The following is a 22,298-nucleotide window of genomic DNA, read 5'->3' on the forward strand; positions in this document are numbered from 1 at the left end:
GCCATATTTACTATATTACTGCCACACTTACGCCATTTTCCGGCCATTGCAGTCGTTTTGGTCTACAATCATTGCGGGCAAATCGCGACCGGTGACACCTAAATCTGACGTGCCGTCAGCGAATTGGTTTTGGCATCAACGATTCTGACGCGAACAACGTCGCCAATTTCGGCCTGCGCCTCGTCGATATGCACAGAGTGGAGGTATTCGGATTTCCCCACCATCTGCCCCGCCTCGCGGCCCGCTTTTTCGACAAGAACAGAAACATCGCGCCCCACCATGCTGTTCTGGATCTCGCGCTGTTGACCGGTGATCAGCCCTTGCAAGCGCTGGAGGCGTTCGTCAGCTATGGCGGGTTCTACCTGCGGGCGTTCGGCGGCGGGGGTGCCGGGACGGGTCGAGTATTTGAACGAATAGGCGTAGCCGTATTTCACCTCGCGAACGAGCTCCATCGTGGCTTCAAAATCCGCGTCGGTCTCTTCGGGGAAGCCGACGATGAAATCGCCCGACATCACGATATCGGGGCGCGCGGCGCGGATGCGTTCGATCAGCCGCAGATAGCTTTCGGCGGTGTGGCTGCGGTTCATCCGCTTGAGGATACGGTCCGAGCCGGATTGCACGGGCAGGTGCAGATAGGGCATCAGCTTGTCGATCTCGCCATGGGCGGCGATCAGCGCATCGTCCATATCGTTGGGGTGGCTGGTGGTGTAGCGGATACGCTCCAGCCCGTCGATCTTGGCCAACTCCTTGATCAGGCGGGCAAGCGTGTAATCCGCCCCCTCTTCCCCCATGCCGTGATAGGCGTTGACGTTCTGACCCAGCAAGGTGACTTCGCGCACGCCGCGTTCTACCAGTTCGCGCGCTTCGGTCAGCACGCGGGTCGCGGGGCGCGAGACTTCGGCCCCGCGGGTATAGGGCACCACGCAGAAGGCGCAAAATTTGTCGCAGCCTTCCTGCACGGTCAGAAACGCAGAAGGCGCACGCGTCGCTTTGCCGCGGCCTTTCAGCTTTTCGAATTTATCCTCTTCGGGGAAATCCGTATCAAGCGCGGTTTTGCCAGAGCGCACGCGCGCCTCCATCGCGGGAAGGCGGTGATAGGATTGCGGCCCCACAACCAGATCAACGGCCGGCTGACGGCGCATGATCTCTGCCCCTTCGGCCTGCGCCACACAGCCTGCGACGCCAATCTTCAGATCGGGGTTCAGTTCTTTAAGAGGCTTTAGGCGGCCCAGTTCGGAATAGACTTTTTCTGCTGCCTTTTCACGGATGTGACAGGTGTTCAGCAGGATCATATCGGCGTCAGCTGCGGTCTTTGTCTCGACGTAGTTATCGCCCAGAGACTCGGCCATACGTTCACTGTCGTAGACATTCATCTGGCAGCCGTAGGTCTTGATGAACAGCTTTTTTGGCGCGGTCATGGCAGGGTCCGTTGATCAAAGGTGCAAAAGCGCGGTCTAACAGCGCCAGCGTTCTCTTGCAATGCGTCCCGATTTGACAGATTTAAGGCACAGTACAAATAAAGCCGGGGTGTCATGCAGTACCGCAGTCTTGACCATTTTATCAGTGACAGCAAAGCGGTGCTGAGCAAGGGGCCTATTGCCCTCATCATGGTCGAGGACGCGATAGAGATCGAGACGACGCTGCGCCACCACCAGCAGCTTGGCTTTGCCACCGTTGTCGCCTTTATGCCCGCCAGCTTCACGCTGGCCCGTGATGTCGCCGAAAGCAAAGGCGTGCTGCGCGTGGACTACGACATGGACCGCGAGGGCGCGCTGGAAAATGCCGTAAACGCCGTGATCGAGGCCGCACCGGGGCAATGGCTTTATACCTGCTACAACGCCGAATATCTGTTCTACCCTTTCTGCGAGACGCGCACCGTGGGGGAGTTGCTGGCCTTTCACACGGAAGAGCGCCGCGATGCAATGCTCACCTATGTCGTTGATCTTTATGCAGATGATCTAGGTGCCGCTCCGAACGCGGTATCGCTGGACAACGCCTTTCTGGACCGGTCCGGCTATTACGCGCTGGCGCGGCCTGACGGCACGCCGGACAACCACCCCAAGGAACGGCAGCTTGATTTCTTTGGCGGATTGCGTTGGCGGTTCGAGGAACATGTGCCCGCCGCGCGGCGCAAGATCGACCGTATCTCGCTGTTCCGCGCCAAGCCCGGCTTGCGGATGCGGGACGATCACACCTTCACGGATGAAGAATACAACACCTACGCCTGCCCGTGGCACCACAATATCACGGCGTCGATCTGTTCTTTCCGCACGGCCAAGGCGCTCAAGTCCAACCCGGGCAGTAGGGATCGTATCGCCAGCTTCAAATGGCACAACTCCGCGCCGTTTGAATGGCATTCTCGCCAACTGCTGGATCTGGGGTTGATGGAACCGGGGCAGTGGTTCTGAACGCAGGGGACCGGTAAAAACCGTGCCCCAGACCGAACAGCCCTAGCCCTTACGGCGCAGACGGATCACCACATCGACCGAGGCGATCTCGGCCCCTTCGGGTGCGTCGGGCAGTTGCGCGATCACCAATTGGTCAGAGGGCGCATCGGACAGGCGTGCCTCGTCCTCCCAGAAAAAATGGGGGTGATCATGGGTGTTGGTATCGAAATAGCTTTTGGACCCGTCAACCGTGACTTCCTGCATTAGCCCCGCGTCGCAAAAGGCGCGCAGGGTGTTGTAGACCGTTGCCAGCGACACGGCATCGCCCTGCCCCTTGGCCGCGTCAAACAGGCTTTCGGCGGTGACATGGCGGTGCTGACCATCGCCTACCAACAGATGCGCCAGCGTCATGCGCTGCCGCGTGGGGCGCAGGCCCGCCTTGGCAAGCCACTCAGAACTGATCTGCTGTGTTGTTTGGGTCATTGGCTATAAGTACCTCTCATGCGCTATATATAAGGGGCAATGGGGGCGGTTTTCAAACGGAAATCCGGAAACTCTTGCCAGCGCCGCCTTTCGCCGTCGCGTAAATGCGGTGTGCCTGCGCCCTTGCGGGCCTGCGGCGCGCAATGCTAAACCTGCCGGGATTTGAAATTCAGCCCTCAGGAGCCGCGATAATATGGCCGACTACCCCACCAGCTTTGACAAAGAAGCCCTGCTCAAATGCGCCCGTGGCGAGCTTTTCGGCGAAGGCAACGCGCAGCTGCCCGCCCCGCCGATGCTGATGATGGACCGGATCACAGACGTCTCCGCCGATGGCGGTGCCCATGGCAAAGGCCACATCACGGCGGAATTCGACATCACACCCGACCTGTGGTTCTTTGACTGCCACTTCCCCGGCAACCCGATCATGCCCGGCTGCCTTGGCCTGGATGGTCTGTGGCAGCTGACCGGCTTTAACCTGGGCTGGCGCGGCTGGCAGGGGCGCGGCTATGCGCTTGGCGTGGGCGAAGTGAAGCTGACCGGCATGGTACGCCCTGACCGCAAGATGCTGACCTATAAGATCGACTTTACCAAAGCGATCCAGACCCGCCGCCTGACCATGGGCGTTGCCGATGGCATCGTCGAAGCCGACGGCGAAGTGATTTATCAGGTCAAGGACATGAAGGTCGCGCTGAGCGAGAGCTAAGCCCACCCGTCAGATCATCGCTCGGATCACCTTGCTGATCATCCAGACAGACTGATGACTTGATTTGTCGCCCCATAGGCGGCAAACGGGAAACGAACGTGCGGCCCCGCGACAAGCGTGCGGGCCGCGCAGCATCAAGAGGGCACCCGCCCCACACAGATCAAGGGAGTGCAGCCCATGCGCCGCGTCGTCGTCACAGGATTGGGAATTGTCTCGTCCATCGGAAACAATGCAGAAGAAGTTCTGGCATCGCTGAAAGACGGGACCAGCGGCATCGTCGCCAGCCCCGAAATGACAGAGCACGGCTTTCGCAGCCGCGTTGCAGGGACGCTCAAGATTGATGTGGCCGACCACATCGACAAACGCGCGCTGCGTTTCATGGGCGGCGGTGCGGCTTATGCCTATATCGCCATGCAGCAGGCCATCGCGGATGCGGGCCTGAGCGAAGACCAGATCAGCAACCCGCGCACCGGCCTTGTGGCGGGCTCTGGCGGGCCGTCGACATCGGCGCTGTTCACCGCGCATAACGTGGTGCGCGACACCGGCGCGACCAAGCGGATCGGACCGTTTGCCGTGCCGAAATGCATGTCCTCCACCGTCAGCGCGAACCTGTCCACCGCCTTCAAGATCAAGGGCATCAACTACTCCATCACCTCGGCCTGCTCTACCTCGCTGCATTGCATCGGCAACGCGGCGGAACAGATCATGCTGGGAAAACAGGACGTGATGTTCGCGGGCGGCGGCGAAGAGCTTGACTGGACGCTGTCCTGCCTGTTCGACGCCATGGGCGCGATGAGCAGCAAATATAACGACGCCCCCGAAACCGCGAGCCGCGCCTTTGACGCCAACCGCGACGGGTTCGTCATCTCGGGCGGCGGCGGCATGCTGGTGCTCGAAGAGCTTGAGCACGCCAAGGCGCGCGGTGCCACGATCTATGCCGAAGTCACTGGCTATGCGGCGACATCCGATGGTCACGACATGGTGGCCCCGTCCGGCGAGGGCGGCGAACGCGCCATGCGCTTGGCACTGGAAACCCTGCCCGAGGGCCGCAAGGTCGGCTATATCAACGCGCACGGCACCTCCACACCGGTCGGCGACGTGGGCGAGATCGAAGCGGTCCGTCGCGTCTTTGGCCAGGGCAGCACGCCCCCCGTCAGCTCGACCAAGTCGATGACCGGCCACGCCCAAGGCGCCGCCGGCGCGCTCGAGGCGATCTTCTGCCTGCTGATGCTCAAGAATGACTTTATCGCCAAATCCATCAACGTCGTTGATCTGGACCCGAAACTGGACCCGTCCGAAATCGCGCTGGAGCGTGTGGACAATGCCGGTCTGGATTCGGTGATGACCAACTCCTTCGGGTTCGGCGGCACCAACGGATCGATGATCCTTTCCAAATTCCAAGAGTAAGGGCAGCAGATGTCAGACATGCTTAAAGGAAAACGCGGCCTGATCATGGGTGTCGCGAACGAACGCTCCATCGCTTGGGGCATTGCCAAGGCGATGGCGGAAGCCGGTGCGGAACTGGCGTTCACCTATCAGGGCGAGGCCTTTGGGAAGCGTCTCGAACCTCTGGCGCAGAGTGTCGGGTCGGACTTCATGGTCGATGTCGATGTCACCGACGACGCCTCGCTTGATGCCGCGTTCGAGCGGTTGGGCGCGCGTTGGCCCACGATCGATTTCGTCGTCCACGCCATCGCCTTTTCCGACAAGTCCGAGCTGACAGGCCGCTTCCTGAACACCAGCCGCGCGAACTTCAAGAACTCGATGGATATCTCGGCCTATTCCTTCATCGAGATCGCCCGCCGTGCGCACCCGCTGATGGTCGAGAATGGCGGCACCCTGCTGACGCTGACCTATATGGGATCAAACCGCGTGACGCCCAACTACAACGTCATGGGCGTGGCAAAGGCCGCATTGGAAAGCGCCACGCGCTATCTGGCGAATGATCTGGGCCCCGAAGGCATCCGCGTCAACGCGATCAGCCCCGGCCCGATGAAAACGCTTGCCGGTGCCGCGATTGGCGGGGCGCGCAAGACCTATAAACACACCGACACAAACGCCCCCATGCGCGCCAATGCGACACTGGAAGCGGTTGGCGGCACGGCGGTCTATCTGGCCTCGGATGCTGGTGCTTGCACAACGGGCGAGATTATCCGCGTGGATGGCGGGTTCCATGTGCTGGGGATGCCGCAGGCGGAGAACCTTTAACGGGACTGGCGGACCGGGGCGCTGCCACAAATTCTATTTCCGGGGCTCTGCCACAAAGTTCTATTTACGGGGCTCTGCCCCGGACCCCGGGATTTCAGACCATTTGGAAATAGGCCGTCGCGTCTGGAAAGGGCCGTCGCGTTTAGCGCAGGGGCGGGGTTTGGTAGAGCCAGACCTTCATACCGCCGTGCGCGATGGCGGGGCCTTGGGGTTTCCACGGCAGGCCGGAGGCTTTGGCCAAGGGCGGCTCGGACGTGACAAGGCCCACGCGCCAGCCTTTAAAGCGGGTCAGCAGCGTTTGGCCAAGCGTGCCATACAGCGGATAAAGCAGTTTCTTGTTGCCGATGCGCCCGCCGTAGGGCGGGTTCACCATGACAAGGCCGGGGGGGCCATCGGGCGGGGTCAGCTCGCCCGCGGCGTGGTTTTCAAAGGTCACGGCATCGGCCACCCCGGCCCGTTCGGCATTCATACGGCTCATCCGGACGGCACCCGCGTCACGGTCAGAACCATAGAAACGCAGTGGCGTGGATGTGGTGGGGGTGTCGCGCATGGCGGCCCATTGGTCAGCGTCAAAGCTCGCGAGGTCTTCGAAAGCGAAATGGCGCGAGCGGCCGGGGTTGAGGCCCATGGCGATCTCGGCCGCCTCGATCACGAAGGTCCCCGAGCCGCACATGGGATCGACCACCGTCTCGGTGCCCGTGTACCCAACCTGACGCAACATCAGATAGGCCAGATTTTCGCGCATCGGCGCTTTGCCCACGGCTTCCTTGTGGCCGCGTTTGTGCAGCGCATCGCCCGAAGTATCGAGGCTGATGGTCACCACATTGTCGTCGATCCGAACCTTGAGCACGAGAGCCGCCTCGGGCGAGATCGTAACCCCGAGGCTTTCGCGCAAGGCGGTTTCAATCCGCTGCGTCGCAGCACCGGCGTGATAGATTTTAGAGGCTTTCGTGGTCACCTGCACCCGCAGCGGCACATCGGCGCGCAGCACATCGCCCCAGGGGAACTTGCGCGCGCGTTTGTCCAGCTGCGCCAGATGGAACGCCATGAAGGACCCGATCCGCGTCAGCACGCGCGAGGCACCGCGCAGTTGCAGGTTCGCGCGCCAGACCTCGGGCCAGCCGCCCTGCACCGTGATCCCGCCGGGCGAGGCCACAGGATTGGCGAAGCCTTTCTCTGTCACCTCGGCGAGAAGCATGTCTTCCAGACCGGGGGTGGCCACGATAAAAATGTCGAAGGTGTTTTGACTGTCCATAACCGCTGCTTACTGCGCGGCGCGCGAGGTTTCGAGCGGTTTCTTGGAGCAAGACAGTCCGGCGCGATCAAAAGCGCCGGACTGTATGGGCCTGGTTCAGGCGATTTTTACCAGTTCGATGTCGAACTGCAGGTCTTTGCCCGCCAGCGGGTGGTTGGCGTCAAGTGTCACAGTGGCGTCGTCAACCTCGACAACCATCACCGGCATCGCCTGCCCGTCCGGGGTTTGCATCTGCAACTGCGTGCCGATTTCCAGAGGGATATCCGCAGGGATACCTTCGCGTGGCACGGCCTGACGCATCTCGGGGTTCACATCGCCGTAGGCCTCTGCGCTGCCGATCTTGACGACTTTCTTGTCGCCGACCTCCATGCCGGGCATCGCGCTGTCGAGGCCGGGGATGATCTGGCCGGACCCGACCGTGAACTCCAAAGGCTCGCGCCCTTCCGAGCTGTCGAAGGTGCTGCCGTCAAGCAGGGTACCAGTGTAGTGAATAGCAACAGTATCGCCGGATTTAACCTGCGTCATAGAAAGCTCCGATCCATAAAGGGAAAATACAGGAGGCCGCGTATCTGCGCGGGTGCTCCGGGTTCGGCGCGCAGTGTTTCAAGCCTGCGTCCCGCCGTAAACCCCCATGAGGCCAGTTTTTCGGCCTTTTCTGTCGTGACGGGTCGTGACAGTCTTGCGGAAGAAATATTCAGGGGGGAAATCATGGCGATTACAACATGCGTGTTTGACGCATATGGCACCTTGTTCGATGTGGCCGCAGCCGCACGACAAGCCGCGTCAGAGCCGGATTTTGCAGCGATAAAAGACAGCTGGCCGCAGGTCGCCGAACATTGGCGGCAAAAGCAGCTTGGCTATTCCTGGCTGCGCGCTGTCACCGGGGCCCACGACGATTTCTGGCAGGTCACCCAAGAGGGGCTGGACTGGGCTTTGGCCAAGACCGGCCACGACAACGACCCCGCCCTGCGCGAACGTCTGCTGGCGCTTTACTGGGAGCTTCAGGCCTTCCCCGAAGTGCCGAAGATGCTGAAAACGCTAAAGGAAGCTGGGTTGAATACTGCGATCTTGTCGAACGGATCACCAGCCATGCTGGACGGTGCGGTTTCCTCCGCCAATCTGGGTGACACGCTGGATGCGGTGCTGTCGGTGGAAAGCGTCGGCGTCTTCAAACCACATGCGAAAGTCTATGAACTGGTCGGACAGCGCTTTGGCTGCGCGACCTCAGAGGTGTTGTTCGTCTCGTCCAACGGATGGGATGCAGCAGCGGCGACAGGCTTTGGCTTTACCACCGCCTGGGTCAACCGCGCGGGAGAGCCGATGGACCGGCTGCCGTGGCAACCGGCCCATGTGCTGCAGGACCTCAACGGCATCCCAGAACTGGCAGGCGTATAATGGCTCATTTCACCACATCCGACGGGCTAACGCTCTATTTCACCGACGAAGGGGCGGGTCTGCCGATTCTCTGTCTTGCAGGATTGACGCGGACCACAGCGGATTTCGACTATGTCACCCCCCATCTGGAAGACGTGCGGCTGATCAAGATGGACTATCGCGGGCGCGGGCGCTCTGACTTCGACCCTGACTGGTCACACTATTCCCCCCCTATTGAATGCCGTGATGCGCTGGAGCTGCTGGATCATCTTGGCATCGACAAGGCCGCCGTGCTTGGCACTTCGCGCGGGGGGCTGAATGCATTGGGGCTGGCCAAGGGAGCCAAGGGTAGGTTGCTGGGCGTGGCCTTTAACGACGTTGGCCCGTATATTGACCCGCAGGGGCTGGATTTCATCATGGGCTATATCGGCCGCAACCCTGCTGCCAAGACCCATGCCGAAGCCGCCGCCGCCATGCCGCGTGTGTTTCCCGAATTTGACGACGTGCCCGACAGCCGGTGGATGGAAGAGGCGCAAAAGCATTACACCCAGACCGAAAGCGGCTTGCAGATCACTTATGACAAGCACCTGCGCGATGCGGTGGCCAAGGCGTTCTCCGCCCCCTCCCCCGACCTGTGGCCGTTCTTTGACGCGCTTGACGGGCTGCCGATTGCCTGCATCCGTGGCATGGCGTCCAATCTGCTGAGCGAGGAAACCTTGCAAGAGATGGAACGCCGCCGCCCCGATATGGTGGTCGCGCGGGTGCCGGGACGTGGGCATATTCCGTTTCTGGACGAACCAGAGGCGGTTGCGGCCTTGAACGAATGGATCGGGAAGATGCAATGAATATCGATATGATCCGCGCCGCAGCGCGGCGGCTGGAGGGGCACGTGCGGCGCACGCCTTTGCTGAACTCTCCGTTTCTGGATGACATCGCGGGGCGGCGCGTTTGGGTCAAGCCCGAGTGCCTGCAACACACCGGCAGCTTCAAGTTTCGCGGCGGCTGGTCGGCGGTGTCGGCTCTGGAACCCTCTGTACGTGCTAAGGGGGTCATCGCCTTTTCCAGTGGCAACCACGCCCAAGGTGTTGCCTATGCGGCCAAGCTGCACGGGGTGCCCGCGGTGATCATCATGCCCGCCGACGCGCCCCGTCTTAAGATCGCCAACACCCGCGCGCTTGGGGCCGAGGTCGTACTTTATGACCGCATGACGGAGGACCGCGACGCCATCGGCGCGGCTATGGCGGAGGAACGCGAATTGACGTTGATCAAGCCTTTCGACGACCCGCTGGTGATTGCCGGTCAGGGGACAACGGGGCTCGAGATTGCGCAGCAGGCCGCCGACGCGGGGATCGCCCGTGCCGATGTAATTGCCTGCTGTGGTGGCGGGGGGCTGACCTCTGGCATTGCGCTGGCGCTTGAAGCCGAGGCACCGGGGCTGCGCGCGCGCACCGCCGAGCCCGAAGGCTTTGACGATGCCGCGCGGTCGCTCGCCGCAGGAGAGATCACGCGTAACGCCGCCCTTGGCGGGTCGATCTGCGATGCCATCGTCACGCCGCAACCGGGTGATCTGACCTTTCCGATCCTCAAGCGGCTATGCGGCCCCGGCCTTGTGGTCAGCGACGCAGAGGCGCTGCAGGCGATTGGCCATGCGTTCAACCGTCTCAAACTTGTGGCCGAACCCGGCGGGGCTGTGGCCCTTGCCGCCGCGCTGTTCCGGCAAGACGAGATCGAAGGCGACGATGTGATCGTCACCATTTCGGGCGGGAATGTAGACAGTGATATTTTCTCGCGGGCGCTTGCCACGCTTGACTGACGCCCCACAGGAGGTTCTGATATGAAGATTTTCGATACAGGCGACGTGCGTCTGCATTACCGTGTGGATGGCCCCGAGGATGGTGCGCCTGTGGTCTTTGCCAATTCACTGGGGACTGATCTGCGCCTGTGGGATCCGATCCTGCCGCTGCTGCCCAAGGGTCTGCGCATCATCCGTTTTGACAAACGCGGGCATGGGCTGTCGTCCTGCCCGCCTGCGCCCTATGCGATGGGGGCGCTGATTGGCGATACGGAAAAGCTGCTGGATCATCTGGGCGTAAAGGGCTGCGTCTTTGTCGGGCTGTCGATCGGCGGGATGATCGCCCAAGGGCTCGCCACCAAGCGGCTGGACCTGATCCGCGCCATGGTGCTGTCCAATACCGCCGCCAAGATCGGCACCAAGGATATGTGGGCAGACCGCGTGCGCGCCGTGCAAGAAAGCGGGATCGAACCGATGGCGGATACCATCATGGAACGCTGGTTCGCCGCCCCCTTCCGCGCCACGCCCGAGCTTGAGCTTTGGCGCAATATGGTCGTACGCCAACCGGCCGAAGGCTATGCCGGTTGCTCTGCCGCGATTTCGGGGACGGATTTCTATACCCCCACGGCGGCACTGCGCCTGCCAGTGCTGGGGATCGCGGGATCCGAAGACGGGTCCACGCCCCCTGATCTGGTACGCGAGACCATCGAGCTGATCCCGGGATCGAAGTTCAAGATCATCCGCAAGGCCGGCCATCTGCCCTGCGTCGAACACCCGCAGGAATATGCGGCGCTGCTGACCGAGTTTTTGCAGGGCGTTGGCCATGTCTGACATCCTTTTGGTCCACGGCTCGTGCCACGGTGCGTGGTGCTGGCGTGATCTGATCCCTGCGTTGCAAGAATTGGGCCACAGCCCCCGTGCGATTGATCTGCCCAGCCACGGCGACGACAGGACGCCGGTCAACGCGGTCACGCTCGACAGCTATGCCGATGCGGTGCTTGCGGCCTCTACCCCCGATACGGTGGTGGTGGGTCATTCGATGGGCGGTTTTGCCATCGGGGCGGCGGCACAGAAAAATCCAAGCGCCATGGCGCGGCTGATCTATCTATGTGCCTACGTCCCTGCGGCGGGTCTGTCGCTGGCCGAGATGCGCAAACAGGCCCCGTCACAACCGCTGATGCCCGCTGTGCGCCTCGCCCCCGACGGCAAAAGCTTTACCCTTGATCCCGCAATGACAGAGGCGCTGTTCTATCACGACTGCCCGCCGGATGTCGCAGGTTTTGCCGCACCGCGCCTCTGCGCGCAGGCCGTGGCCCCGACGATTAAGCCTCTGCCAGATACTGCCCGTGCGGACGCCATGCCGCGCAGCTATATCCGCTGTATGGACGACCGCACCATCCCGCCCGCCTATCAGGTCACGATGACGAAAGACTGGCCAAGCGCGGATGTTCATGAGATGGCCTGCGGGCATTCACCCTTCTTTACCGATCCCGCCGGTCTGGCGCGGATCATTGACGACATTATCCCGAGGTAACCCATGGCCGCCAGCGTCTTTGACAGCCCCCTGTTCGCACAGCTTTTCAACACCGGTGACGCGGGGCGCCTGTTCTCGGACAGCGCTGCGATCCGCGCGATGCTGCTGGTCGAAGGGGCGCTGGCCAAGGTGCAGGGCAGCCTTGGTATCATCCCCGAGATGAGCGCCGCCGCGATCCACCGCGCCTCTCTCGAGATTCAGGTCGACCCCGGGGCGATTGCCGCCTCTACCGGAGAAAACGGCGTGTCCGTGCCGGGGCTTCTGGCGCAGTTCCGCGCCGAGATGCAGGCACCGGAATTTGCCCAGCACGTCCATTGGGGCGCGACCAGTCAGGACATCATCGATACCGCGCTGATGCTGCGCCTGCGTCAGGCGCTCAAGCTGGCGGAAACCGATCTGCGCGAGATCATCGCGGCCCTTGAGGCAGGGGCCGAACAGCACAAATCCCTGCCGATGCCTGCCCGCACCTATGGCCAGCACGCCACCCCCACCAGCTGGGGCGCGGTGCTGGCGGAATGGGGCATGCCGCTGTGCGATGCGCTCGACCAGCTTGAGGCGCTGCGCGAAGGGTCGTTGTTCGTGTCCCTGTCGGGGGCGGCGGGGACGAGCTCTGCCCTTGGTCCCAAGGCTGCCGAGACCCGCGCGCAGCTGGCCCAAGCGCTTGGGCTGCAAGACCCCGGGCGCAGCTGGCATGTGGATCGTGGTCCCGTGCTGCGCATCGCCGATTGGCAGGGCCGCGTGATGGCAGCGCTGGCGCATATCGCGCAAAGCACACTGGCGCTGACCATGACCGAAACCGCCGAGCTTGCCCTTGAGGCGGCAGGCGCGTCGTCGACCATGCCGCAAAAACAGAACCCCGTGGGGCCCTCGGCGATTGTCGCCCTCGGGCACCAGTTCACCGGCCAGCGCGCCACGCTACAGGCCGCCGCGGCGCATCAGCATCAGCGTGATGGCGGCGCGTGGTTCGCGGAATGGATGGCCGTGCCTCAGCTTGCACTGAGCCTTGCCGCCGCGCTGAACCACACAAAAAGCCTTGTCGCGGGGCTGACGCCGCACCCTGTGAAAATGCGCAGCGCGCTGACAGACGGGCTGGGCCTGATCCACGCCGAAGCGCTGAGCTTTGCCCTAGCCGAAACGATGCCCCGCCCCGAGGCCCAGAAGATCACCAAACAGCTTTGTCAGGATGCGCTGGCCAAACAGGTGCCGCTGGCCGATCTGGTCCACGCGGATTACCCCGACGTGGCCGAGACCCTTTTCGACCCGTCAACCCAGATGGGACAGGCCCCCGCAGATGCAGCGGCCTTCGTGGCCCGTGCGCGTGCGCTGTAACCACCCGACCGGCGCGCGATAGCCCATGCGTCCGGCGGTCATATTTATCATCCTGACCGTCATGATCGATGCCATGGGCATTGGTCTGATCATCCCTGTGATGCCGGACCTGATCGCGCAGGTCCAATCCGCCGATCTGTCACGCGCCGCGCTGTGGGGCGGTGTGTTGGCGACGACATTCGCGGTGATGCAATTCCTGTTCAGCCCGCTGGTGGGCAGCCTGTCCGACCGCTTCGGGCGCAGGCCGGTGCTGCTGACCTCGCTGAGTGTGATGGCGCGGGTGGTCGCCTTGGTGCTCTTCCGGCGCGTGCGTATAAATCCCGCGTATGTGGACTGACATAACGTAAGGCTGAGCCAGCGCGGCGCATATAGGCTTGCGGGACGGGGCAGAGCTTGCCACCCTTCCCTAAATTCACGCGCCCGGAAGGACCCGTTATGCCGTTGATCAAAGCCGCCGTTTGCCATGAATTTGGTGCTCCCCTGAAAATCGAAGACGTAGAACTCCGTGCCCCCGAGGGGGCCGAGGTCGAGGTGACGCTGGATGCCGTAGCGATCTGCCATTCGGACATCTCCTTTGCCAGTGGGGGCTGGGGCGGATCGCTGCCCGCGGTCTATGGTCACGAGGCCGCGGGACGGGTGAGCGCTGTGGGCGACAGGGTAAGCGGCGTCGCGGTCGGGGATAGCGTTGTGGTCACGCTGATCCGCGCCTGCGGCAGCTGCCCCAACTGCGCCAGCGGTCGTCCTGTGATCTGCGAAACCCCCTATGACGGCGACACCGGCCCGCTGAAAACCAAGGACGGCGGCAAGCTGCATCAGGCCATGGCATCCGGTGCCTTTGCCGAAAAAGTCGTTGTGGATCAGGCGCAGGTCGTCAGGATCAGCGCCGATATTCCCAAGGATGCCGCCAGCCTGATCGCCTGCGGGGTGATCACCGGCGTCGGTGCCGTGGTCAATGCTGCGCAGTTACGGGCCGGTCAGGACGTCGTGGTCATCGGTGCCGGTGGCGTCGGGCTGAACGCCATTCAGGGCGCGCGCATCGCCGGGGCCCGCCGCATCGTCGCCGTGGATATGAGCGCGGAGAAGCTGGAGATCGCCAAGGAGTTCGGGGCCACCGATGGTATCCTTGGCACCGAAGACAAACCCTGGGGGCAGTTGGAACAGGCGATTGGCCGCAAGGGCGTGGATGCGGTGATCGTGACCGTTGGGGCGATCCCTGCCTATAACGACGCACCGAAATACCTTGCCGCGGGGGGGCGCGTGGTCATGGTCGGCATGCCTCATATCGGCGACGGCGCGACCTATGACCCCGGCACATTCGCCGCAATGGGTCAGGGCACGGTCGGCTCCAAAATGGGCGACGTGGTGATCCAGCGCGATATTCCGTGGATGGTCGATCTATATGCCCAAGGACGGCTGAAACTGGACGAGCTTATCTCGGGGCGGTGGTCGCTGGAGCAGATCAACGACGCGATCGAGGATACCAAGACCGGTGCCGCGCGGCGCAATGTCATCCTGTTTGACCACTAGCGCCACGGGGGCCAGCCCCCGTACCCCCGGGATTTTGAACCATTTGGAAAAGAGGATCACGCGATGAAATTGCAAGATCTTGAGGTTATCGTCACAGCGCCCCCTGCCCCCGGCTGGGGCGGGCGCTATTGGATTTTGGTCAAGCTGACCACGGATACAGGGATAGTCGGCTGGGGCGAATGTTATGCGGCGTCGGTTGGGCCGCAGGCCATGCGCGCGGTGATCGAGGATGTTTTCGCACGCCACATGCAGGGCGAGAATCCCGAAAATATCGAGCTGATGTACCGCCGCGCCTATTCATCAGGCTTTACGCAGCGACCCGACCTGACCGTCATGGGCGCATTTTCGGGGCTGGAAATCGCCTGCTGGGATATTCTGGGCAAGGATCGGGATCGTCCGGTCTATGCCTTGATCGGCGGCAGGATGAACGAACGCGTGCGGGGCTATACCTATCTTTATCCGCTGCCGCATCACGATATGACCGCTTTCTGGACCTCGCCCGAGATGGCGGCGGAATCGGCGCTGGACTGTGTGGCGCGGGGCTATACCGCGATCAAGTTCGATCCGGCGGGGCCCTATACCATGCGCGGCGGGCATATGCCGGCGATGACCGACATCTCGCAATCTGTCGCCTTTTGCAAAGCGATCCGCGCGGCGGTTGACGACAAGGCCGATCTGCTGTTCGGCACCCACGGGCAATTCACCACCGCAGGCGCAATCCGTTTGGGGAACGCCATCGCGCCCTATAGCCCGCTGTGGTATGAAGAGCCAATCCCGCCAGATGCCGTGGAGCAGATGGCCGCCGTGGCGCGGGCCGTGCCGATCCCTGTCGCGACCGGAGAGCGGCTGACCACCAAGGCCGAATTCGCGCCTGTGCTGCGGTCTGGGGCAGCCGCGATCCTGCAGCCTGCCTTGGGCCGTGTCGGTGGTATCTGGGAGGCCAAGAAGATCGCCGCCATGGCAGAGGTCTATAACGCGCAAATCGCGCCGCATCTTTATGCGGGTCCAGTGGAATGGGCGGCCAATATCCATCTGGCAACATCGATCCCGAATGTCCTGATGTGCGAATGTATCGAAACGCCGTTCCACGACCAGTTGATCAAGAGCACGATCAAGGTGGAGGACGGGTTTATCAAAGCCCCCACCGCAGCCGGTTTGGGCATAGAGGTGGACGAGGCATTGGCCCGCGCGCATCCGTATACCGGCAACGGGCTGCACCTGGAAATGCAGGAAGCGCCTTGTGATTACGTCAACGGGAATGCGTTTGAAGGGGGGGCACCGTCGGTCAAATCCTGACGGGTCCGGTGGTATGAGGGGGCCGAAGCCCCCTCTGCCAGAGATCTAGAAGAACGCCTGCAGGCCGGTCTGGGCGCGGCCCAGGATCAGCGCGTGCACGTCGTGCGTGCCTTCATAGGTGTTCACCGTCTCGAGGTTCATCATGTGGCGGATCACCTGGAATTCGCCGCTGATGCCGTTGCCGCCGTGCATGTCGCGGGACATGCGGGCGATGTCCAGCGCCTTGCCGCAGTTGTTGCGCTTGACGATAGAGATCATTTCCGGCGCGGCGTTGGCGTTGTCCATCAGACGGCCCACTTGCAACGAGGCTTGCAGGCCAAGCGCGATTTCGGTCTGCATGTCGGCAAGTTTCTTTTGGAACAGCTGTGTCTGCGCCAGCGGTTTGTTGAACTGTTTGCGGTCCAAACCGTATTGACGCGAGGCGTGCCAGCAGAATTCAGCGGCCCCCAGTGCACCCCAGCTGATGCCATAGCGGGCGCGGTTAAGACAGCCGAACGGGCCTTTCAGACCTTCGACATGGGGCAGCAACGCATCTTCGCCGACTTCGACGTTGTCCATCACGATCTCGCCTGTGATCGAGGCACGCAGCGAAAGTTTGTTGCCGATCTTGGGTGCGGACAGACCCTTCATGCCTTTTTCAAGGATGAAGCCGCGGATCTTGCCGCCGTGCTCTTCGGACTTGGCCCAGACCACGAAGACATCCGCGATCGGCGCGTTCGAGATCCACATTTTAGAGCCGGTCAGCTTGTAGCCATTGGCGGTTTTCACCGCACGGGTTTTCATGCCCGCAGGGTCGGAGCCCGCATCAGGTTCTGTCAGGCCAAAGCAGCCGATGAATTCGCCGCTGGACAGTTTGGGCAGATACTTCATGCGCTGCTCTTCCGAGCCATAGGCGTAGATCGGGTACATGACGAGGCTGGATTGCACGGACATCATCGACCGATAGCCGCTGTCCACACGTTCCACTTCGCGCGCAACCAGACCGTAAGACACATAATTGCCGCCCAAGCCGCCGTATTGTTCGGGCACGGTGACACCCAGAAGGCCCATGTCGCCCATCTCGCGGAAGATCGCGGGGTCGGTGGTTTCATTGGCGAAAGCGTCGATCACGCGGGGCTGCAGCTTTTCCTGCGCATAGGCGCGCGCGCTTTCCTGGATCATGCGTTCGTCTTCGGTCAGCTGTTCGTTCAGGCGGAACGCATCCGCCCAATCAAAGCTGCCCATGTCGGGGGCGTCTTTGGCTTTCAATACGGGCAATTCGGTGCTCATGGTATGTCCTCCTCTGGGTTCGGATTTGGGCGCAGTATTGCAAAGCCCGGCGGCAATGACTATCGCTGGTTACTCCTGAACCTATGAGTCAAAGTCATATGATCGCCCCGCGTCGCTTCCTTCCGTCGGTCAACGCCCTGCTCGCATTCGAGGCAGTGGCACGCCTGGGCAGCGCCACATTGGCGGCGCAGGAACTGTCCCTGACGCAAAGCGCGATCAGCCGGCAGCTCAAGACGCTAGAGGCGCAGTTGAACGTGGCGCTGCTGGACCGCCAAGGGCGACAGCTGGTGCTGACAGAGGCGGGGAAAAGCTATGTTATTCAGGTGCGTGACGTGTTGAACAGGCTGGCTCAGGCATCCATCACCGCGCGCACGAACCCGATTGCGGGGGCGCTGAACCTTGCCATTCTGCCGGGGTTCGGCATGCATTGGCTGGCCCCGCGGTTGCGCGACTTTGCCCGGTCCCACCCGGAGGTGACGGTGAACCTCAGCACGCGGCTGCATCCGTTTTCCTTCCAGAACAGCCCCTTCGACGCTGCAATACATTTTGGCAAGGAAGACTGGCCCGGTGTGCGCTATTTGCCGCTGATGCCCGAGACGGTGGTCCCCGTCTGCGCGCCCGAACTGCTGACCGAACCGCTGGAGGATCCCAGCCAGATCCTGCGCTATGCGCTACTGCATCTGGATACCCGCCCGCGCGGCTGGTCGCGGTGGCTGAGCGCGCTTGGTGTCACGCAAGAACCCCCTGCCGGCATGATGTTCGACCAGTTTTCAACTATGGCGCAGGCGGCGGTGCACGGGTTGGGCGTGGCGCTGCTTCCTACCTTTTCCGCCGAGCCCTATCTGCGCGACGGGCAGCTTGTGCTGGCATCAACGCAGACGACACAGAGCATCGGGAACTACTACCTCGTCTGGCCCGAGGACCGTGCCGAAACCGCGGCCTTGCAGTCGTTCAAGACGTGGCTCGACGGGCAGACGGGTCAGGTTCTTTAGCATAGGCCAAGGTTCTGAAGCATATTCGCCCTATTTCCGCCGCAATCCTGCATTAGCACACCCTTCATCAGTTTTAAGGGGGGGGCCCCTTTTGAAAGGGAGCATGGATATGCCAATTTCACTTACCAAACTCATTTCTGCGGGCGCGACAGCGGTCATATTTGCGGCTGCCACCGCAGCGACCGCGCAAACCCATGACGTCGTGATCTTTGACGACGCCTTCTTTCCTGCCGTGATCTATGTCGACGCCGGGGACGAACTGCGTTTTGTCAACAACGCCAGCGCCGCGCGCAACGTCAGCGCGGGTGACGGGTCGTGGTCATCCGGCACGCTGGAAACCGGCAGCAGCTTTAGCCAAACGGTAGAGGCAAACAGCCAAGTGACCTTTATCGGCACGTCGCTTGGGGAAAACCCCAAAAGCTACTCCGGCGAGATCAGCTTTGACCCCGCACCGCTGAGCGAGTGATCGGGTCCATCCCTGCGCTTGTCGCAGGTGCTTGAAATAAAAACGGCGCGCCCCTGTTTCCAGCGGCGCGCCGTTTCGCATTGATATGGCGATGTGGCTTACTTCACCGTGATGCGGCCATCGGTATAGGGCGTATAGGCCCCGTTGGCGGCGATGAATTCAGCCGTTACATCTGCCAGATCGGGACCGTAGTCATAGGCGTTCTGCGCAGAGGTAAACGGCGCATAGCCGTCGCCGCCATTGCGCACATAGTTGTTGGACACGACGCCATAGGTCTTTTCGGGATCAAGCGGCATGCCGGATACGGTGACATCGCTGATGCGGCTGCCCGGCTCGGCGCTGGTGTCCACGGTAAAGGTCATGCCCGCCACTTGCGGGAAACGACCTGCGACCTCTTCGATCTGGCTCACGCCATTTTCCAACGCCTCTACCAGTGCCGCACCGGTGACCTGAAAGGTCGACAGGGTGTTCTGGAACGGCAGCACCGCCAGCACTTCGCCCATGGTCACTTCTCCGGCGTCGATGGAAGAGCGCAAGCCGCCGCTGTTCTGGATCGCGACCTCGATCCCCTGATCCGCCACACGGGCCAGCATCGCATCGGCGACGAGGTTGCCCATCTGACATTCCTGCACGCGGCAGACCGACCGGTCGCCCTCGATCGGCTCGGTGGTTTCGGCGACCACCTTGCTGCGCAGTTCTTCCAACGGTTGGGCCAGTTCGCCGATACGGGCGACGGTGGTCTCGTCCTCTGCGACGCCTGCGTCGATCAGGATCGGATCGCCCGACGCTTCCTTGATCTTACCCTCGTCATCGAAGGTCACGTTCAGCTCGCCCAGATATTTACCGTAGGCATAGGCCTGCACGATCGCCGTATCCTTGACCATCGTCGGATAGGCCCCTTCGGCTTTCTCATCGGTATTGGACAGCAGCGTATTGGTGTGCCCGCCGACGATCACATCAACGCCTGTGGTATTCTCGGCGACCATCTGGTCGACCCCATAGCCCGAGTGGCTGAGCACGATGATCTTGTTGATACCCTGCGCGGTCAGCAGATCGACCTCGCCCTGCACGGCAGCCACGGAATCGGTGAAGACGACGTTGTCTCCGGGGCTCGACAGTTCGTGGGTGTCTTCGGTGGTCAGTCCGATCAGGCCGATCTTTTCACCGCCACGCTCGATCACGGCAGATTTCGCCAGCTTGTCCGCCAGCAGCGGTTCGGCAGAGACATCGGCATTCGACATCAGGATGGGAAAGTCGATCGCTTCCATGAAACCGGCAAGCACTTCGGGGCCATCGTCGAATTCGTGGTTGCCCACGGTCATGCCGTCATAGCCCAGCATGTTCATCATCTCGGCTGCCATCTTGCCCTTGTAGTGGGTGTAGAACAGCGAGCCCTGAAACTGGTCCCCGCCGTCGACCAGCACATAGTTGTTGGTGCGCGCCTTGGCGTCCTTGATCGCGTTTACCAGCCGTGCCGTCCCGCCAAAACATTCACCGGCGGTATTGTCCTCGGCGGAACAAGGGCCATCGTATTTGCTGATCGGTTCAAACCGCGCGTGGAAATCATTGGTGTGCAGGATGGTCAGACTATAATCCGCCGCTGCCATGCCCGAGGTCAGCGCAAGCGCTGCCGTGGCTGTCAGGAATCGTTTCATGATGGGTCCCCCCTTTGGGTTGAATTATGCACCTATGGTGACCCCCAGTTTGCCCCCTTGTCAAAGACCATCTGAGCGCAAACCCGCCCTTCCCCAAGGTCACCGCCCTGCGCTGCGGCAAAGCGCACAGCCCTTGACCGTTTGCACCGACCAAGGCATCACAGCGGCTATGTTGATTTACAAAATTTTTCGCTCCGATGAATGGCAGGCCCTGCGCCGCGACGGCTCTACCACGGGCGCGCCGGTTGATGTCGCCGATGGCTATGTGCATTTCTCGACCTCTGAACAAGCGGCTGAAACGGCTGCGAAACACTTTGCCGGTGAGGCAGACCTGTTTCTTCTGGCCGTAGAGACCGACCGCCTTGGTGATGCGCTGAAATGGGAGGTGTCGCGCGGCGGCGCCGAGTTCCCGCATCTGTACCGCATGCTCATGCTAGAGGATGTGGTTTGGGCCCAGCCCCTGCCCTTGCTGAACGGGGCGCATGAATTTCCCGCTGGCTTTAAGGAAGCTGAATGATGACAGGATATATCGACCCGGATCGCGCACAGTTCGACGCCTTCAAGGGGCTGGACCGCGACACGCCGCTGAACATGGTGAACCTTGTCAAACTGCGCGACAAGGCCGCCTACCCCGACGATCACGCGCTGGCCGCCAAGGCGCTGACAGGGGCGCAAGCCTACAGGAATTACGGCGCGGAAAGCGGTCCGGTGCTGGCGGATGTCGGCGGATCGATCCTATGGCGCGGCCAGTTCGAGGTGACGCTGATCGGCCCCTCGGACGAGGATTGGGATGTGATGTTCATCGCGCAATACCCCAACGCCCATGCCTTTTTGCAGATGATCTCGGACCCGCGGTACAAACAGGCTGTGGTGCACCGTCAGGCCGCGGTTGTGACATCGCGCCTGATCCGCAGCGCACCGCTGCCCCTGACGGATGAATTTGCATGAAGCGCATGGCCGAGCAGCTGGGGCTGCGCGCCCTGCATCAGGTTGACCCCGAAACGGCCCATGGTCTGGCAATCACCGCACTGCGGCTTGGCTTGGCCCCGACACCCGGTCCGGTCACATCGAAACGGCTGAAAACCTCGCTTGCCGGGATGAGCCTGCCCAACCCTGTCGGCCTTGCCGCGGGGTTTGACAAGAACGCCACCGCCGTCGCGCCGCTGTCCAACGCGGGTTTCGGCTTTATCGAGGTCGGGGCCGCCACGCCCCTGCCCCAACCCGGTAACGACAAACCCCGACTGTTCCGCCTGACCGAGGACCGCGCGGCGATCAACCGCTTTGGCTTCAATAACGAAGGCATGCAGGCGATCTGCACGCGTCTGGCGCGCCGTGGCGCGGGCGTGCCCGTGGGGCTCAACCTTGGAGCCAACAAGACCAGCACCGACCGCGCCGCCGATTTCGCCCGCGTGATGGAGCTTGCTCGCGATCACGTGGATTTCGCCACGGTCAATGTATCCTCGCCCAATACCGAAAAGCTGCGTGATCTGCAGGGCAAGGCCGCCCTCGCAGCACTTCTGGCCGGCGTGATGGAGGTGCGCGGCGATACGCCCGTGTTCCTGAAAATCGCCCCCGATCTTACCGAGGCGGAGATCGCCGATGTGGCCGAGGTCGCCAATGACGCAGATGTTGCCGCGATCATTGCCACGAATACAACGCTGGACCGCACCGGCCTGAAGAACGCGCAGCGTGACCAGATGGGCGGGCTGTCGGGCGCGCCCCTGTTCGAAAAATCCACGCGCGTGCTGGCGCGCCTGTCGACGCTTACCGATATTCCGCTGGTGGGCGTCGGTGGCATCAGCTCGGCCGAGGATGCCTATGCCAAGATTTGCGCAGGCGCTTCGGCGGTGCAGCTTTATACGGCGCTCGTCTATGGCGGGCTGTCACTGGTGACGGATATCGCCAAGGGGCTCGACAAACTGCTGAAGCAGGACGGGTTCGATACCGTAGCCGATGCCGTGGGCAGCAACCGCAGCGCCTGGCTTTGACAGGACGCCCCGGCGCAGATCGGGGCGCGATCCGCGCGAC

The 22,298-nt window shown here is 62.1% G+C and carries 23 protein-coding genes and 1 pseudogene; 18 read left to right on the plus strand and 6 right to left on the minus strand.

All coding sequences use genetic code 11. The features are described 5' to 3' along the window. Nucleotides 1-98: 98 nt before the first annotated feature. Nucleotides 99-1,418 carry a tRNA (N6-isopentenyl adenosine(37)-C2)-methylthiotransferase MiaB gene (gene miaB / locus ACTRWK_RS02030; protein WP_289081198.1) on the minus strand — a complete coding sequence of 440 codons (1,320 nt, stop codon included), beginning with the start codon at nt 1,416-1,418 and terminating at the stop codon, nt 99-101. 114 nt (nt 1,419-1,532) lie between these two features. Here miaB and ACTRWK_RS02035 point away from each other — a divergent pair, with 114 nt between their 5' ends. Continuing rightward, nucleotides 1,533-2,408 carry a glycosyltransferase family 2 protein gene (locus ACTRWK_RS02035; protein ID WP_289081197.1) on the plus strand — a complete coding sequence of 292 codons (876 nt, stop codon included), beginning with the start codon at nt 1,533-1,535 and terminating at the stop codon, nt 2,406-2,408. 42 nt (nt 2,409-2,450) lie between these two features. Here ACTRWK_RS02035 and irrA read toward each other — a convergent pair whose 3' ends face one another. Next, on the minus strand, nt 2,451-2,870 hold the full coding sequence (gene irrA / locus ACTRWK_RS02040; RefSeq protein ID WP_005849434.1) for an iron response transcriptional regulator IrrA: 420 nt from the start codon (nt 2,868-2,870) through the stop codon (nt 2,451-2,453). Nucleotides 2,871-3,063: 193 nt separating this feature from the next. Between irrA and fabA the strand changes: the two genes are divergently transcribed. The 3 genes from fabA (at nt 3,064) to ACTRWK_RS02055 (ending at nt 5,781) form a co-directional block, all read left to right on the plus strand. Beyond that, nucleotides 3,064-3,573: a bifunctional 3-hydroxydecanoyl-ACP dehydratase/trans-2-decenoyl-ACP isomerase gene (fabA, locus tag ACTRWK_RS02045; protein WP_005849435.1), complete on the plus strand. Its 510-nt coding sequence runs from the start codon at nt 3,064-3,066 to the stop codon at nt 3,571-3,573. Nucleotides 3,574-3,750: 177 nt separating this feature from the next. After that, nucleotides 3,751-4,980 (plus strand): beta-ketoacyl-ACP synthase I, encoded by a 1,230-nt coding sequence (gene fabB / locus ACTRWK_RS02050; RefSeq protein WP_005849436.1) that lies wholly within the window; start codon nt 3,751-3,753, stop codon nt 4,978-4,980. Between the two features lie 9 nt (nt 4,981-4,989). After that, nucleotides 4,990-5,781: an enoyl-ACP reductase FabI gene (locus ACTRWK_RS02055; protein WP_289081196.1), complete on the plus strand. Its 792-nt coding sequence runs from the start codon at nt 4,990-4,992 to the stop codon at nt 5,779-5,781. 142 nt (nt 5,782-5,923) lie between these two features. On the opposite strand, the gene ACTRWK_RS02060 is transcribed toward ACTRWK_RS02055, so the two are convergent. Together ACTRWK_RS02060 and ACTRWK_RS02065 are read right to left on the minus strand one after the other, a co-directional pair. After that, a complete protein-coding gene (locus ACTRWK_RS02060; RefSeq protein ID WP_289081195.1) occupies nt 5,924-7,036 on the minus strand; it encodes a THUMP domain-containing class I SAM-dependent RNA methyltransferase in 1,113 nt (370 codons plus the stop codon). A 96-nt stretch (nt 7,037-7,132) separates the two neighbouring features. After that, the gene (locus ACTRWK_RS02065) at nt 7,133-7,561 is read right to left on the minus strand and encodes an FKBP-type peptidyl-prolyl cis-trans isomerase (protein WP_005849439.1); all 429 of its coding nucleotides are present in this window, start codon (nt 7,559-7,561) and stop codon (nt 7,133-7,135) included. 183 nt (nt 7,562-7,744) lie between these two features. Here ACTRWK_RS02065 and ACTRWK_RS02070 point away from each other — a divergent pair, with 183 nt between their 5' ends. The 9 genes and pseudogenes from ACTRWK_RS02070 (at nt 7,745) to ACTRWK_RS02110 (ending at nt 15,888) form a co-directional block, all read left to right on the plus strand. Next, nucleotides 7,745-8,431, plus strand: a complete 687-nt coding sequence (locus ACTRWK_RS02070) for a haloacid dehalogenase type II (RefSeq protein ID WP_243250589.1) — start codon at nt 7,745-7,747, stop codon at nt 8,429-8,431. Continuing rightward, entirely contained in the window at nt 8,431-9,255 is an 825-nt protein-coding gene (locus ACTRWK_RS02075) for an alpha/beta fold hydrolase (protein WP_289081194.1), read from the plus strand. The genes ACTRWK_RS02070 and ACTRWK_RS02075 overlap by 1 nt, the downstream gene beginning before the upstream one ends. Continuing rightward, nucleotides 9,252-10,223: a threonine ammonia-lyase gene (locus tag ACTRWK_RS02080; protein WP_289081193.1), complete on the plus strand. Its 972-nt coding sequence runs from the start codon at nt 9,252-9,254 to the stop codon at nt 10,221-10,223. The genes ACTRWK_RS02075 and ACTRWK_RS02080 overlap by 4 nt, the downstream gene beginning before the upstream one ends. A 21-nt stretch (nt 10,224-10,244) precedes the next feature. Continuing rightward, entirely contained in the window at nt 10,245-11,033 is a 789-nt protein-coding gene (gene pcaD / locus ACTRWK_RS02085; protein ID WP_289081192.1) for a 3-oxoadipate enol-lactonase, read from the plus strand. Next, nucleotides 11,026-11,736, plus strand: coding sequence for an alpha/beta fold hydrolase (locus ACTRWK_RS02090; RefSeq protein ID WP_462843775.1), 711 nt, complete (start codon nt 11,026-11,028; stop codon nt 11,734-11,736). The genes pcaD and ACTRWK_RS02090 overlap by 8 nt, the downstream gene beginning before the upstream one ends. A gap of 3 nt (nt 11,737-11,739) precedes the next feature. After that, the gene (locus tag ACTRWK_RS02095; RefSeq protein WP_462843776.1) at nt 11,740-13,065 is read left to right on the plus strand and encodes a lyase family protein; all 1,326 of its coding nucleotides are present in this window, start codon (nt 11,740-11,742) and stop codon (nt 13,063-13,065) included. Between the two features lie 25 nt (nt 13,066-13,090). Continuing rightward, nucleotides 13,091-13,357: pseudogene (locus ACTRWK_RS02100) on the plus strand (MFS transporter); the annotation flags it as partial. Between the two features lie 143 nt (nt 13,358-13,500). Continuing rightward, nucleotides 13,501-14,592, plus strand: coding sequence for a zinc-binding dehydrogenase (locus tag ACTRWK_RS02105; protein WP_289081190.1), 1,092 nt, complete (start codon nt 13,501-13,503; stop codon nt 14,590-14,592). Between the two features lie 63 nt (nt 14,593-14,655). After that, nucleotides 14,656-15,888 carry a mandelate racemase/muconate lactonizing enzyme family protein gene (locus ACTRWK_RS02110; protein WP_037944715.1) on the plus strand — a complete coding sequence of 411 codons (1,233 nt, stop codon included), beginning with the start codon at nt 14,656-14,658 and terminating at the stop codon, nt 15,886-15,888. A 45-nt stretch (nt 15,889-15,933) separates the two neighbouring features. On the opposite strand, the gene ACTRWK_RS02115 is transcribed toward ACTRWK_RS02110, so the two are convergent. Beyond that, nucleotides 15,934-17,157, minus strand: coding sequence for an acyl-CoA dehydrogenase (locus ACTRWK_RS02115; protein ID WP_005849449.1), 1,224 nt, complete (start codon nt 17,155-17,157; stop codon nt 15,934-15,936). Between the two features lie 98 nt (nt 17,158-17,255). Here ACTRWK_RS02115 and ACTRWK_RS02120 point away from each other — a divergent pair, with 98 nt between their 5' ends. Both ACTRWK_RS02120 and ACTRWK_RS02125 read left to right on the plus strand, forming a co-directional pair. Beyond that, nucleotides 17,256-18,149 carry a LysR substrate-binding domain-containing protein gene (locus tag ACTRWK_RS02120; RefSeq protein WP_289081189.1) on the plus strand — a complete coding sequence of 298 codons (894 nt, stop codon included), beginning with the start codon at nt 17,256-17,258 and terminating at the stop codon, nt 18,147-18,149. Between the two features lie 109 nt (nt 18,150-18,258). Further along, complete coding sequence (locus tag ACTRWK_RS02125) at nt 18,259-18,615, plus strand: cupredoxin domain-containing protein (protein ID WP_289081188.1); 357 nt, start codon at nt 18,259-18,261, stop codon at nt 18,613-18,615. A gap of 98 nt (nt 18,616-18,713) precedes the next feature. Here ACTRWK_RS02125 and ACTRWK_RS02130 read toward each other — a convergent pair whose 3' ends face one another. Continuing rightward, nucleotides 18,714-20,270 (minus strand): bifunctional metallophosphatase/5'-nucleotidase, encoded by a 1,557-nt coding sequence (locus tag ACTRWK_RS02130; protein ID WP_037944716.1) that lies wholly within the window; start codon nt 20,268-20,270, stop codon nt 18,714-18,716. A 169-nt stretch (nt 20,271-20,439) separates the two neighbouring features. On the opposite strand from ACTRWK_RS02130, the gene ACTRWK_RS02135 reads away from it, so the two are divergent. The 3 genes from ACTRWK_RS02135 to ACTRWK_RS02145 are packed head-to-tail and all read left to right on the plus strand — an operon-like array spanning nt 20,440 to nt 22,258. After that, nucleotides 20,440-20,787, plus strand: coding sequence for a DUF952 domain-containing protein (locus ACTRWK_RS02135; protein ID WP_037945094.1), 348 nt, complete (start codon nt 20,440-20,442; stop codon nt 20,785-20,787). Next, nucleotides 20,787-21,218: a DUF1330 domain-containing protein gene (locus ACTRWK_RS02140; RefSeq protein ID WP_037945096.1), complete on the plus strand. Its 432-nt coding sequence runs from the start codon at nt 20,787-20,789 to the stop codon at nt 21,216-21,218. The genes ACTRWK_RS02135 and ACTRWK_RS02140 overlap by 1 nt, the downstream gene beginning before the upstream one ends. Next, the gene (locus ACTRWK_RS02145) at nt 21,215-22,258 is read left to right on the plus strand and encodes a quinone-dependent dihydroorotate dehydrogenase (protein ID WP_289081187.1); all 1,044 of its coding nucleotides are present in this window, start codon (nt 21,215-21,217) and stop codon (nt 22,256-22,258) included. Before ACTRWK_RS02140 ends, ACTRWK_RS02145 begins: the two co-directional genes overlap by 4 nt. The last annotated feature ends 40 nt before the right edge of the window (nt 22,259-22,298 follow it).

This window comes from Sulfitobacter sp. G5_S2_6_S6 (assembly GCF_054968505.1).